This window comes from Microcoleus sp. w2-18bC1, assembly GCF_036700365.1.
Classification (GTDB): Bacteria; Cyanobacteriota; Cyanobacteriia; order Cyanobacteriales; family Microcoleaceae; genus Microcoleus.
This window is the reverse complement of record NZ_JAUBOS010000059.1, coordinates 1-13,586: the sequence shown is the minus strand read 5'-3', so window position 1 is coordinate 13,586 and position 13,586 is coordinate 1. Positions and strand designations below refer to the sequence as shown.

The following is a 13,586-nucleotide window of genomic DNA, read 5'->3' as shown; positions in this document are numbered from 1 at the left end:
TTAGGGATGCAGCGAGTGGGAGAAATTTTAACAGTAACTTTCCTACAGCAATCCTCGCAGGAGTCGTAAATTTTTGACCCCACCCCAACCCTCCCCTTACTAAGGGGAGGGAGTAAGAAATTCACAAATGATTTAGGATTGCTATAGTTAAGTAGGTGGTTACAAATAAACATTAGATGGGTCTGGCGGGTTTAGCCGGGAGCTATGCTAGCAGCCAGTTTATTCTGACAAAACCCGCCCTCCTCGTGACCAGTTTATTTGCACCAACCTACTTATCTAGGGTCGAAGTATTGATCACTCAAAGTATCGTCACTTGTCAATGCAGCAATTCCTCTAATTTTTGCTGGTTCCACAAATACTGATAAAGCCCTGTTTGCCCTACCAATTCAAGGTGAGTGCCGCTCTGAACTATTTCTCCTCTCTCCATCACAAAAATGCGATCGGCACTGGCCGCCGCTGACATTTGATGCGAGATAAAAATTACTGTTTTGCGATCGGTTCCCGTTGCCAAGTTTCGCAAAATGTCGGTAGCAGTTTGATTGTCAACGCTGGAAAGAGCGTCATCCAAAATGAGCACGGGGGCGTCAACTAACAAAGCGCGAGCAAGTGCTGTCCGCTGCCGTTGTCCGCCGGATAAAGTAATGCCGCGCTCGCCGACAACTGTTTTGTACTGCTGGGGAAAGTTGAGGATTTCGGCGTGAATTTGCGCTTGTTTTGCTGCGGCTTCAATCTCCGGCTGTTCCGCTAAAGGGTTTCCGTAGCGGATGTTATTCTTGATGGTAGTGCCGAACAGGAAACTTTCTTGCGGAACGTAGGCGATCGCCCCGCGCAATTCGGTCAATTTTACCTCGGTAATATCCTGTCCGTCTACAAATAACTGACCCCGATCGATGTCCAGCAGTCTGGGCAGTGCATTAGCTAAAGTTGATTTTCCTGAGCCGATCGCCCCAACGATTGCGACAGTTTCTCCCGGTTTTATGGTAAAATCAACATCTTTAAGCGCGGGTGTCTTAGCGCCGGGATACGTATAATTTAGATGGCGAGCCGCAATTTCGCCTTTGACTGGAGTTGCAAGTTCAACTGCATCGGCAGTATCCTTAATTTGCGGTTCCACAGTCAGAATTGATTCGATGCGATCGACACTCACTTCTCCCCGCTGGTAAGCAGTAATTGTGAAACCCAACAGCGCCGTCGGAAACACCAAACGCTCCACATAAATCAGCAACGCCACAAAATCGCCAATGCTAATTTGGCCATTAGCAATTGCCCCCCCACCAGCAGAAAGCAGCACCAACAAACTAATGCTTGCCAAACCGCCCAGCAGCGGAAAAATAAAGTTTCTAGTTTTTGCTAATTCCAAGTTTGCTGATAGCAACTTCGCATTGGAATTGCGAAAAGCTCGGCGTTCGTTTTCTTCTTGAGCGTAGATTTTAATTACGGACATCCCGCTCATATCTTCCTGAATTAAATCGCTCATCGCCGACAATTCCTCTTGCACGGCTAACTGTTGGATGCGAAGTTTGTCGCTAAATAACTGTACCAAAACCAGCATTAAAGGATAAACTGCGATCGCAAACAACGTCAGCCTTACATTAATCCCCAACATCACCGGCAAAGTCAAAGCATAGGCAAATGCCGTATTCGCCAAACTCAGCACTGCAAACCCCACCAAGCGCCGAATATTGTCCAAATCGGAAGTAGCCCGGTTAATTAAATCTCCTACCGTATTGGCTGCAAAATAAGACGGTTCTAATGTTAATAAATGATTAAATATTTGCTGTTTGAGGTCAAATTCTACTTGACGCCCCACGCCAAACAGCAGAATCCGCGACACCATCCGAATTACCCACATAATGGAGGCGAGGATCAGAATTAGTGCCACGAAGTTGAAAACTTCGTCAAATTTAGTCGCAACTTGGAGAGTGTCAACTGAATTCCGAATCAGCAGGGGAATGTAAACGCCCACAGCATTGACAATTAATAGCGAAAAAATGCCCCAGAATGTTGGCTTCCAGTGCGGGCGCATATAAGAGCCGAGTTTTTGCAGTCGAGAATAACGAGCCATAGGAAGAAGGAAGAAGGAAGAAGGAAGAAGGAAGAAGGAAGAAGGAAGAAGGAAGAAGGAAGAAGGAAGAAGGTTCGGCAGCGGATTTTGTAACGGATGTAACGGATGGATGCTGAAGGAAGAAGGAATCTTCCTCAAGGTTTTCAGCAATTAAGAACGTCCTAATAGTCTTGGCGGTTGCTATAGGGATGAGAATTAAATAAAATCCACTTTTCATGACTGTTGTGGGATGGGCGTCCCGCCCGTCTATTGGGGACGGGCGGGACGCCCATCCCACAAGAAAAAAGGGAAATTATTTAATTGACGATCCATAGAAGGTAGAAATCTGAAAAAAGAATAGAAGCTCTATCGAAAGGTAGATGACGGAAAACACAAGTTAAGAAATTTTTATTAAAAATTCTGCTTTGGGATAACGCGCCATCAAAATTAGGTTTTGACCTCAACCAAAACCTGAGTATATCGATATGTAACAAACCACATTATATCTGTGGCGACACGAGATATGTGGGGACACGGCAATGCCCTGTCCTTAGCCACCCGGAACGATCGCCCAAATCTCCCATCCGTCCCCGCAATCCCGCCCAGCGTTGAGTCGCGCTACAATCAAAAATCGATCGACTTAGCACTCAGCCTCAGAGAGTGCTAAATTTGCTAATGTAAGCGATTGGAGACAAACATGACCAAAATAGTTGCATTTAGCGACAAATCTCGGCGGGCACTAGAACGCGGCGTCAATCAACTCGCCGATGCGGTCCGCATCACCTTGGGCCCGAAAGGCCGGAACGTCCTATTGGAAAAGAAATACGGCGCTCCCCAAATTGTTAACGACGGTATCACCGTTGCTAGGGAGATCGAACTCGAAGACCCCCTGGAAAATGCCGGCGCTCGCTTAATTCAAGAAGTCGCCTCCAAAACTAAAGATATCGCAGGCGACGGCACAACAACCGCAACGGTTCTAGCTCAATCCCTCATTCGCGAAGGTTTGAAGAATGTCGCAGCAGGCGCAAACCCAGTCGCGCTGCGCCGGGGTATTGAAAAAACGATCGCCCACTTGGTGCTGGAAATCGAGAAATTGGCGAAACCCGTCGAAGGGGCTGCAATTGCTCAAGTCGCCACTGTCTCCGCCGGTAACGACGAAGAAGTCGGCGCCATGATTGCCCAAGCAATGGAAAAAGTCACCAAAGACGGTGTAATTACTGTTGAAGAGTCGAAATCTCTGACAACAGAATTGGAAGTTGTCGAAGGGATGCAGTACGATCGCGGATATCTTTCTCCGTATTTCGTCACTAACACCGATCGCATGGAAGTTGAGTACGAAAACGCTCGCATCCTGATTACCGACAAAAAAATTAGCTCGATTCAAGAACTCATTCCAGTTCTCGAAAAAATCGCCCGCACCGGTCAACCGCTGCTAATTATCGCCGAAGATATTGAAGGCGAAGCTTTGGCAACTCTGGTAGTCAACAAAGCGCGCGGTGTATTGAACATCGCAGCAACGAAATCTCCTGGTTTTGGCGAACGGCGCAAAGCTATGCTTCAAGATATCGCCGTTCTTACTGGCGGTCAACTGATTTCTGAAGAAGTCGGACTCAGCATCGATACCGCAACCCTAGAAATGCTCGGTACCGCCCGCAAAATTACGATCGACAAAGAAAACACGATCGTTGTTGCTGGCGAAGAACACAAAGCTGACGTGCTAAAACGGATCGAGCAAATCCGCAAGCAGCTAGAAGCGACGGATTCCGACTACGACAAAGAAAAGCTAACCGAACGCATCGCCAAACTCGCCGGCGGCATCGCTGTAATTAAAGTCGGCGCAGCTACCGAAACCGAACTCAAAGACCGTAAACTGCGTATTGAAGACGCTTTGAACGCTACTAAAGCTGCTGTGGAAGAAGGTATCGTTGCCGGCGGTGGCACGACGCTAATTCACCTGATTACAAAAATAGATGCGATCAGAAATACTTTAGACGCCGAAGAACAAGTAGGCGCTGACTTGGTGAAGAAAGCTTTGGAAGCACCTTTGCGTCAAATCGCTGATAATGCGGGTGTTGAAGGTTCGATCGTCATCGAGCGAGTGCGGGCGAGCGAGTTCAACATTGGATACAACGCTCTCACCGACGTGTACGAAGATATGATTGCCGCCGGGATTATTGACCCGGCTAAGGTGGTGCGATCGGCTTTGCAAAATGCCGGTTCCATCGCTGGTATGGTTTTGACAACTGAAGCTGTGATTGTCGAAAAACCCGAGAAGAAAAAAGCCGGCGGCGACATGGGCGACATGGGCGGCATGGGCGGCATGGGCGGCATGGGTGGCATGGGCGGCATGGGCGGCATGGGCGGCATGGGCGGCATGGGCATGATGTAATCTTCAGCCATTAGTTTGTAGTCTGTAGAGTGCGCCATAAGCACCCTGGGTGTAAACAAGCGCGTCTTATTTACTACCAGTCTACTGTTTGACGATTAAGGCAGTTTATCCCCCCGGCATCCCCTGATTGTCCGGGGGGATTTTTCATTCTCTTGTAGGGGCAATCCCCCCGTGCTTGCCCCGATATTTGAAACACCGATTCCCTCGTCCGTGGAGGGGGTAGGCACGGGGACACTACCCTACAAAATCGCGATTTTCATGAGAATGAAACCGCCCTGCTTCTTAAGGGAGATGCAATGGGGCTCGGCGTTAAGCTATAAGCGATAGATCTCAGGGATTTTAAGCTGAAGTTGACAGCTATGCAGCGCGCGCCCTCGGTCAACTAAAATCCTTCGCAGAAACCGCGTCTCCCCCTCTGCCCTGATCCTTTAAGATGACGGAGTTACATTGTTGCTGTGCAAGTCTTGAGGAGATTGAAACAGAGTTTCGAGATAAACTCTCGCAGCTTGGCGATAACTGCGCGAAGCTTCAGGCGTACCGCTATCGGCATTCTGCAACAAAAACAGCGACAGGGCCGCGCAAAATACTCGGTCTAGATCCCATTCGGGATGGGTTTCTAGGTAAGTTTTGAGAGAATCGTGCAGCGTTTCGGGAATTTCAGCAAAAATACTGACTGTTGGGTTCATCATTTTTTTTAGTTTCGCTAATAAATTGAAAACAGAACCCCCCCTTCGGCCGGATACAGGTGCAGGCACAGCCGAAATCAGAGCGCTTTTTTTTAGGTCGGTCGCATCATTGTGCGCTATGAGGGGGTGGGTTTGTCAATGTTGCGAAATATTACAAACTCCTTTATATAAAAAAAAGGTTTACGAAAGAATGAGCTTTTTAGGGCATTTTTTGTTACATATCTTTATGTATTGGGGGGGTTTATAAGGAATTAGCCAGCAAGTTAAGGAAATCCCCAATTCCGCAGCAAGATGCTACCGTGCCGTTAATTTCTGTGGAAAACTTTGTCGTATCTGTGGAAAACCTCAGACTTGCCTGTGGAAACGCTGTGGAATGTTTAGGGAAAAGTCAGGGAAAAAATAAGAATTGCAAAGGGCATGGGGAATGGGGCATGGGGCATGGGGCGTTGTTGACTGTTGACTGTTGACTGTTGATTAATGTTATTGGTTATTTGTTATTAGCCACTGCAAAGGATTAACAACTGACAACTGACAACTGACAACTGACAACTGACAACTGACAACAGTCAACTGACTAAGTGCCACTCTGCCGCTTTTTGCCGGATGGTGGCCAATTCTGCCGGCGGCATTTTGTCGAGATTGGCTAAGATAAAGCTCATGCGACCGATCGACTGAAGTTTGTCCCGGTGGCGCGCTAGGAAATCCCAGTAGAAGAAGTTGAAGGGACAAGCATTTTCGCCCGATCGCACTGTGCGATCGAATTTGCACCCCCGACAATAATTGCTCATTTTATTAATGTAATTGGCAGAAGCAGCATAGGGCTTCGAGGCCAACACACCGCCGTCAGCAAACAAACCCATACCCAGCACATTAGTCTGCATTACCCAGTCATAGGCATCCACAAACGCACTGTGGAACCATTTTTCTAGCTCCTGGGGCGAGATTCCCGCAATTAGACCAAAATTGCTCAAAATCATCAACCGCTGGATATGGTGCGCGTAACCGGTGCCTTCGACTTGAGTTAAAACTTGGCGCAAACAGTTCATATCTGTTTTACTAGCGTCCCAAAAAAACTCCGGCAGCGGCTGAGTGTGGTTGAACCAATTATTTCCAAAATAATCAGCATCCACGTAAAAATACACACCGCGAATGTATTCTCGCCAGCCCATAATTTGGCGGATAAAACCTTCGACGCCGTTTAAATTTAAGTTTTTTTCGAGGTAGGCTGTTTCGGCCGCTTGAATAACTTCTAAAGGATGAAGTAATCCAATATTGAGATACGGAGAAATTAGGGAATGCCACATTGTTTCCTCTCCCGTTACCATCGCGTCTTGATAAGGGCCAAAAGCGGGGAGACACTGTTCGATGAAATTATCTAATACTTGCAATGCTTGCTCTCGTGTAACCGCCCAGCGAAAAGGTTCAATCTTGCCGTAAGTTGGGAAAGATAAAGATTTAACTTGTGCGATAACTTCTTGAGTTATGGCGTCCGGTTCAAACCATAGAGGTTTCGGGGTATCCAGTTTTCCTTTGGGTGGCTGACGATTTTCTTTGTCAAAATTCCACTTCCCTCCCACAGGTTTATTGCTGCTATCCATTAAAACTTGAAAACGCTGGCGGCTGGCTCGATAGAAGTCTTCCATTAACAAACGTTTGCGGCTTGAAGCCCAATCTTTGAATTCTGTTTCTGTCCAGAGGAATTGATTGTTGGGAATTAGGGTTGTTTGACAGGGGAGTTGCAAGTTTTGAACGATCTGTAAAAAAGGTCGATCGTTCGGAGCCATCACCTGCACTTCGGTGATATTGTGAGCTTGTATCCAAGCTTTGAGAGGTGCTTCAAAGTCCTCCGATTTTGTGTAAGTAACTTGCCATCCACCGTCGCGCAATTCTTTCGCGAAGTGGCGCATTGCCGACCAAATTAATACTAATTTTTGTTGGTGGTAGCGCCGCTGTTGAACGTGCTGCCAAGATTCAATTAAAATTATCGGTAGGGAGGATTTATCATCTGTGCGGTTGAGAGCAACTTGGTTCTCCCACAATTGATCGCCTAATATCCAAACGCCAACAGTCATTTTACTTTTTGTGCGTGAAACTTATTTTTTACTTTTTATGAGGCCTGGTAGTCTAGTCAAGAAACTTAATTTATTGACCACTCACAACTCATAAATTTTTAGGTTATCCTGAAAACTTACTAGAGCATAACATTGATTTCCAAAGATAAGGACACCGACCAGCAAATTTAAATTTTATGTCTGTGTATCCTTCAGATGTTAATAACTTGGTCAGCGTCTCTACTGAAAAAAATTTAATGTGACCGTTATCCCAAAGAACGGTAAAATGTTGATCTAGTTTGCCAGAGACCGCTAAAGCCAGATTTTTTAAATAGCCGTGATATGGTGTGGAAATAATTAATCTTCCTCCCGGCTTGAGGCATTTTTTCGCAGTTTTTGCGAGTTCTTTAGGATAAAGCAAGTGTTCGATTACTTCAATAGCTAAGACAACATCAAATGAGTTCAAAATATCGGTATCTGGAAGGTCGTAAATATCTGCTTCGATAAACTGACATTCGGGGAAACTTTGACGGGAGATGGCAATTCCGGCCGCTGAAGTGTCAACGCCGACAACTTCGCAGCCGTGCTCTGCGATAACGTGACTGAGGCTGCCATTGCCACAGCCGAGATCCAAAACTCGGAGTTGTGTCTTGCTGGTCTGCTGAAGTATCGCCAGCATTTCTAAAAGGGGAGATATCAAATATGCGTGATGATATCTCGGACGGTTGTTTGTGTAATAATACGTATAATCGCTAAAGTTTTTTTTCATCGATTAAGCTATGGAGATTATTGTCGAGACCGCGAATTTACCAAGCGTGGGTGCACTGTTTGGGCAAAGGTTCCCCACATTAGGGTTGTCAGAGTCGATCGGCAGCTCGATCGTCTCATTCTTTTTGTTTGACAGGTGAATTATTGTCACTGAATCAATCAGATGGCAAAAGAAATATTTGACAAGGTGCAAAATCTCGCATCGCTCATCTCTGGCCCATTTCTCGAAGGCCTTGGGAAAGAAAAAGTCCGATCGAACAAGAATGATCTCTGTACACTAGCCGGAAACCGAACTTTTTGCCTGTTAATTGGGGGCGAGTGCATCTATGCGATTCTAGCTTCAAGCCACTGCGGTATGTCCACCCGACGCTTTTTGCAGCCTGAAAAATAGGCACCTGGGCGATCGGGTGTCACTCGCTCCGAGAATTGTGAAGGGAAGTGTGACCGAAATCACAGGCATTTGCCCAACAAATTGCTGAGCATCTTTTAGTCCACACACTTAGAATCGAGATTACTACAGTGGCTTCTATAATTGTGTTTAAATGTTGTTCTGAAGCTGTGTTGTCCAGTCAGCAGAGCCCCCTAGACAGATTCATGCTTTCGGTCTGGTTTATTTCACTGTAATGGTCGCTGTTGGGTGTTGCACCTTAATTTAGATATTTCCTATGGTTAAGTTAGGTCAATCCTCCTTTCGCCGTATTTTACTGTCGCGGATTTTGTTGCTCAGCGTACCTGTTCTACTGGTGGGGGAGTATGTTACCTATCGCAAGGCACGCTCGACGCTTCTGGAAACTGCTCGTCAAAACTTGACAGAAAGTGCAGTCAGAAAAGCAGACACTATTGAACAGTGGGCGAAATCGCTGAAGTCGAATCTGATCGGCGCTTCGGAAAGCTCGATGTTGCAGTCGGTAGATCCGAAGGATTATCAAAAGTTTATCGCCCAATTAGGGCAGCGGTTGCCAGCGCAGGTTGATTGCTTGCAATTGACTAATTTAAAGACAAATCAAGTGATAGCAAGCACTTGCGGGCAACAGCCGATTCAGTCCTTGCCCGCAAAATTTTGGCCACCCGTACAGCAGCAGCAAACGCTGCTGGACGACAAGAGCGTTTACATCAGTCTGTCCTTACCTCCGCAGCGACAGGGGACAGCAAACGATCAGAAGATGGCTTTGGGGGCTGAGGATTTTCCCGATGCGGGTAAAGAAGGCTCCGATAGCCAAGCGAGTTTGGTGTTGAGCGCTCCTGTTTACATTCGTCGGGGCAATACCCTGCAGTTGAGTTATGCTTTGAGTTTGCAGTCGGCATTGCCTGTGCAAACCAGCGCTCCCAAGGGTTCTTTAGCCGGCTATACGGTGGCGATCGACCAAGATGGGACGATCTTGGCGCACCCGAATATCAACCGCGTGGGCCGCAATATTGACCAAGAGGCAGATGCCGCTCGACTAAAAAGTATTGTCAGAAGGGCGATCGCCGGCGGCACAGCTTTTCTCCACCTATTTTCCTTTGAAAGAAATGGTGTAGAGTTGCTAGCAGGATACGCCGCTATCCCGAGTCCTTCAACTACACAGGAGAACAGCAAGTGGATTATTTTAGCTGTCTCTCGTTTAGATTACGCTCTGTCGGGTTTGGAAGAAATTCAGCAAGTTTTATTTAATTTAATTGTAGGTTTGGTTGCTGCTAGTATCATCGCGACTTTATATCTGTCTCGCGACTTGGCGCGTCCTGTGGAAAAACTGAGAGACTACGCGATGAAAGTAGATACAGAAGCGTCGCAGACAGTGCCACAAAATTTCCAAATTAGGGAATTCAATCAACTATCAGAAGCACTAAACAGCATGGTGCAGGGTCTCAGATCCAGGGCCAAAGAATTGGAAGTCGCAACCAAGGAAGCGCAAGTTGCCAATCAATTAAAGAATGAATTTTTGGGCAATATTTCTCACGAATTGAGAACCCCGCTCAACGGGATTATTGGTTTTATTCAAATTGTGCGGGACGGCTACTGCGATGACCGAGATGAAGAAATGGAATTTTTACAGCGGGCCCACGACTCGTCAATGCAATTGCTCAATATTATTAATGATATTTTGGACATTGCTAAAATAGAATCCGGCACGTTCTCCATGATGTTAGAAGTAGTTGATATTACTCAGGTACTTGAAGACGCGATTGATTTGCAAGCGACTCCAATCGAGGAAAAAGGCTTGAAGTTAAGTTTGCCAGCTCCTCACGATCCGATTATTGTTCATGCCGATCCGGAGAAGCTAAAACAGGTTTTTTTAAATGTTTTGAGCAATGCGGTTAAGTTTACAGAGTCGGGCAGCATTAATATATCTGTGCGGTTAGAGTCGAGGACTAATTCTGGTAGTTTTAACGGCAGTGGGGAAAGTACGACTGGCACCAGCGGTCAAAGCGATTGGGTGGTGGTGACAATTAAAGATACGGGAATTGGTATAGATCCCGAGCACCAGCAGAAATTGTTTCAACCTTTTGTGATGGCTGATGGTTCTACAACTCGCAAGTTTGGCGGTAACGGTTTGGGCTTGGCTATCTCGCGAAGGATAATGGAATCTATGATCGGAAGCATTACCCTGCACAGCGCGGGCGTGAATCAAGGTACTACGGTGATGATTTCTTTGCCGGTAAACCAGCAGTCAAGTTTTTATTTTCACAGCCCCGACTTAGTAACGGAAAAGGGAAATTTCAAAAGTTGAGGAGTGATGTTCCCAATCTAAAATCTAAAATCTAAAATCTAAAAGGGTATTAGGGGCTGTCCGCCGAGTTCGAGGGATTTGCTCAAAGTGCTGAGAATGCGGATTAATTCGACGGAGGCGGCGCCCGAAGAGGTAAGACAGGGGGTATTTGTTTGCACGCAATTGAGGAAGCGATCGCACACTCGCCTCAGCGGTTCTACTTGTTCTAAACTCAACACTTCGCGGTGTCTGAGGCTTGTTGGCTGCGGCGCGATCCTCTTCGTTGGCGTAGCCCCCATAGGGGCGGGCTTCGCTAACGCACTTTCAAAAGAGTTATTCTCTTCGCCTCCCCAATCTGGATTGCCACGCTGCACAATCAGGGGAGTTTCTGGCGACATTTCGTCAAAAATCAAGGTTCCCAAACTGCCAACAACTGTTAAGCGCCGTTGTTTGTCGGGATTTAGCCAGCACAGATGAATAAATGCTTGAAATCCGTCGGGATAGGTGAGCGTTACCCAAACTAAATCTGCTAGTTTTTCTGCAGGATTAGTACCCAGCAGTGAAGGAGAAAATTGATTTTCAATTTCTGCTGCTTCTTGATTTATTCCTTGTTCCTTCTTCCTTGTTCCTTCTTCCTTGTTCCTCCTTCCTTCTTCCTTCGGAAAAACAGTGCCGATCGCCCTTACTTCAATTGGCGTTTGTTCCAACCAAGTATTGAAAATAGCGATATCATGAATAGCCAAGTCCCAAAGGGCATCAACGTCATGGCGCACCGGTTCAAAATGGGTGCGCTGGGCGTAACCGTAGCGCAATTTTCCGAGTTGATGCTGTTGAATAATTCTTTGGCCTCGATCGACTGCTGGATGAAACAGATAAGTGTGGTCAACGAAGAGTTGCCGCTGCTGTTTTTCGGCTAATTGACAAAGTTCTATTGCTTCAGTGAGGTTGATGGCGAGGGGTTTTTCTGCTAAGACGTGATAGCCTTGTTTCAGCGCTGCTGCTGCGAGAGTATAGTGTGTGGAAGCTGGAGTAGCGATCGCCACAGCCTGCAGTCTCGGCAAGGCTTGCACTTGAAACCAATCGGTAGCTAGAATCACCGAAACATCCAGATTAAACTGTTTTTGAACGGCTGCCAATGAATCTTGATTCGGGTCTACCACCGCTAAAACTTCGCTGTTGGGATGTTCGAGAAAGTTGCGAATTAAGTTAACTCCCCAGCGACCTGCACCCAATACAGCTATTCCGATTTTCATTGATTATAATTTCAAAAATCGCACCGGAATTATAGCATATTTTGTTATTATTATCTATGTTTTAACTCAAACAAATCACTGTTGACTGACTACTGACTATTAACTAATTTATTAAAAGCTGACTGAGCCGCTGCTTGTTCCGCCGCTTTGATCGATCGACCTTTTCCCTCTGCTACCAACTTTCCCTGAATGAGAACTTCTGCGGTAAAACGATCCTCCCCCCCCTGCACTGTCCCGGTTTCTTGCACGCTATATTTGGGCAAAGTTTTGTATTTGCCTTGAGTCAACTCTTGGAGAGCAGCTTTGTAGTTTTGGCGGGCAGGATCACTGCGGATTTCTGTCGCTAAGCGTTGAAAGTGAGAATCTAGCCAAGGGCGAATTAATTCTAAGCTCTGGGTACTCAAATAAAGCGCAGCCAGTACCGCTTCCAAAGCATCTGCCAGCCGGGGTTCAGCGCCTGTTTTGTCTGCGGCGGCGCTGCTGGAAACAATTAAATAGCGATCGAAGCCGTAACTTTCAGCGATTTTAGCAAGAATGCGATCGCTCACCAAGATCGATCGAATAGCAGCAAATTCCCCCACTGTACAGTCAGGATAAATCTCAAACAACAATTCCGACGCAGCCAGCCGCACAACTGCATCCCCGACAAACTCTAGTTGCTCGTAATTTGCCTTAGCTGACGCGCTCGCATGGGTCAAAGCTAAATCGAGGAGATGCCATTTTATCGAAGCATTCTTCGTCAGTCCCAATTTTTGAATTAATATTTCAAGTTGCTTTTGGCGACCCGGATAAATCATACCATTTTAGATTTTAGATTTTAGATTTTAGAAGTGGCAATCACGGATGACTATCCGGGTTGGGAGGTTTTCAAAAGTGACATTATTTTTTTTAACTGGTATCAGATTCATATTAATAAAAAACTTTTCCTTAACAAACTCAATATTCCTCCCGGTGCTTATGGTGCACCTTACCCAAAATCTTCCTCCCGGTGTGCAGTGCACACCTTTCCCAACATAAAACAGGTCTAAAGGATTGGTCAACCTGATTTCCCAGCGGTAATTTTAATTAAATGGGGGGGAAAAAGTCGGACATAAGCCGGGTTCTGTTCTCTCAACTGCAAGCAGTTTTCGAGGGCAGTTATCTATCTGGGACGCCTGTTACCAGACGCCTCAAGCGGTACCAAAAAACGGAACTGGTAAAAAACCAACCATAGTCCCTCCGACCTTGCTCCCAACTGGGGTTTACCGAGCCAGCACCTCTCGATGCTGCTGGTGCGCTCTTACCGCACCTTTGCACCCTTACCAAATTAGTTGTTGCTTCCCAGTCAAAAATCCTCAGTTACTTACTAACGACCCATGACTGCTGACTAATGACTAATTGGCGGTATCTTTCTGTGGCACTATCCTCACGATCGCTCGCACTGGGCGTTACCCAGCAAGTTTGGTTTTTCGAGAGCCCGGACTTTCCTCAGACAAGCTTTCGCTAATCCGCAACCGCCTGCGCCTACTTTTTCCCCAGATTTATTGTACGCGATCGTTCGTCAATCAATTTGGGATTTGAGATGGAATATTTTAACTTGTCGCCCACTTAACTTGGACATTTGTGTTTATTCTCACATCTGGCACTATCATTGGTGACAAGTTAAGGAAAAAGGGAAATTGTCAAGGGTAGTATTTGCATGGGTCTGGGATCGTGGGAAACTTAT

9 protein-coding genes and 1 other RNA gene are annotated in these 13,586 nt (G+C 46.4%); 3 read left to right on the top strand and 7 right to left on the bottom strand.

Annotated features, from left to right (window positions below):
• Nucleotides 1-316 precede the first annotated feature (316 nt).
• Nucleotides 317-2,065 (bottom strand): ABC transporter ATP-binding protein, encoded by a 1,749-nt coding sequence (locus tag QT979_RS22780; protein WP_333208940.1) that lies wholly within the window; start codon nucleotides 2,063-2,065, stop codon nucleotides 317-319.
• 487 nt (nucleotides 2,066-2,552) lie between these two features.
• On the opposite strand from QT979_RS22780, the gene QT979_RS22775 reads away from it, so the two are divergent.
• Nucleotides 2,553-2,711, top strand: coding sequence for a hypothetical protein (locus tag QT979_RS22775; RefSeq protein WP_333208885.1), 159 nt, complete (start codon nucleotides 2,553-2,555; stop codon nucleotides 2,709-2,711).
• A gap of 30 nt (nucleotides 2,712-2,741) precedes the next feature.
• Complete coding sequence (groL, locus tag QT979_RS22770) at nucleotides 2,742-4,433, top strand: chaperonin GroEL (RefSeq protein ID WP_333208886.1); 1,692 nt, start codon at nucleotides 2,742-2,744, stop codon at nucleotides 4,431-4,433.
• Between the two features lie 428 nt (nucleotides 4,434-4,861).
• Here groL and QT979_RS22765 read toward each other — a convergent pair whose 3' ends face one another.
• The 3 genes from QT979_RS22765 to QT979_RS22755 form a co-directional block, all read right to left on the bottom strand.
• Nucleotides 4,862-5,119 (bottom strand): DUF2811 domain-containing protein, encoded by a 258-nt coding sequence (locus QT979_RS22765; protein WP_050813024.1) that lies wholly within the window; start codon nucleotides 5,117-5,119, stop codon nucleotides 4,862-4,864.
• Between the two features lie 566 nt (nucleotides 5,120-5,685).
• Nucleotides 5,686-7,191, bottom strand: coding sequence for a cryptochrome/photolyase family protein (locus QT979_RS22760; RefSeq protein ID WP_333311767.1), 1,506 nt, complete (start codon nucleotides 7,189-7,191; stop codon nucleotides 5,686-5,688).
• 103 nt (nucleotides 7,192-7,294) lie between these two features.
• Nucleotides 7,295-7,939, bottom strand: a complete 645-nt coding sequence (locus QT979_RS22755) for a class I SAM-dependent methyltransferase (RefSeq protein WP_333311766.1) — start codon at nucleotides 7,937-7,939, stop codon at nucleotides 7,295-7,297.
• Between the two features lie 664 nt (nucleotides 7,940-8,603).
• Between QT979_RS22755 and QT979_RS22750 the strand changes: the two genes are divergently transcribed.
• The gene (locus QT979_RS22750; RefSeq protein WP_333208891.1) at nucleotides 8,604-10,649 is read left to right on the top strand and encodes an ATP-binding protein; all 2,046 of its coding nucleotides are present in this window, start codon (nucleotides 8,604-8,606) and stop codon (nucleotides 10,647-10,649) included.
• A 38-nt stretch (nucleotides 10,650-10,687) separates the two neighbouring features.
• Here QT979_RS22750 and QT979_RS22745 read toward each other — a convergent pair whose 3' ends face one another.
• The 3 genes from QT979_RS22745 to rnpB form a co-directional block, all read right to left on the bottom strand.
• Entirely contained in the window at nucleotides 10,688-11,881 is a 1,194-nt protein-coding gene (locus tag QT979_RS22745; protein ID WP_333208892.1) for a Gfo/Idh/MocA family oxidoreductase, read from the bottom strand.
• Between the two features lie 89 nt (nucleotides 11,882-11,970).
• Nucleotides 11,971-12,678, bottom strand: a complete 708-nt coding sequence (gene rnc, locus QT979_RS22740) for a ribonuclease III (RefSeq protein WP_333208894.1) — start codon at nucleotides 12,676-12,678, stop codon at nucleotides 11,971-11,973.
• Between the two features lie 279 nt (nucleotides 12,679-12,957).
• An RNA gene (gene rnpB / locus QT979_RS22735) (RNase P RNA component class A) lies at nucleotides 12,958-13,391 on the bottom strand.
• Between the last annotated feature and the right edge of the window lie 195 nt (nucleotides 13,392-13,586).

Coding starts and splice junctions, on each gene's coding strand:
- QT979_RS22765 (WP_050813024.1), bottom strand. CDS start 5,119: ATGAACCCAACAGTCAGTATTTTTGCTGAAATTCCCGAAACGCTGCAC.
- QT979_RS22745 (WP_333208892.1), bottom strand. CDS start 11,881: ATGAAAATCGGAATAGCTGTATTGGGTGCAGGTCGCTGGGGAGTTAAC.
- QT979_RS22755 (WP_333311766.1), bottom strand. CDS start 7,939: ATGAAAAAAAACTTTAGCGATTATACGTATTATTACACAAACAACCGT.
- QT979_RS22780 (WP_333208940.1), bottom strand. CDS start 2,065: ATGGCTCGTTATTCTCGACTGCAAAAACTCGGCTCTTATATGCGCCCG.
- QT979_RS22750 (WP_333208891.1), top strand. CDS start 8,604: ATGGTTAAGTTAGGTCAATCCTCCTTTCGCCGTATTTTACTGTCGCGG.
- rnc (WP_333208894.1), bottom strand. CDS start 12,678: ATGATTTATCCGGGTCGCCAAAAGCAACTTGAAATATTAATTCAAAAA.
- groL (WP_333208886.1), top strand. CDS start 2,742: ATGACCAAAATAGTTGCATTTAGCGACAAATCTCGGCGGGCACTAGAA.
- QT979_RS22760 (WP_333311767.1), bottom strand. CDS start 7,191: ATGACTGTTGGCGTTTGGATATTAGGCGATCAATTGTGGGAGAACCAA.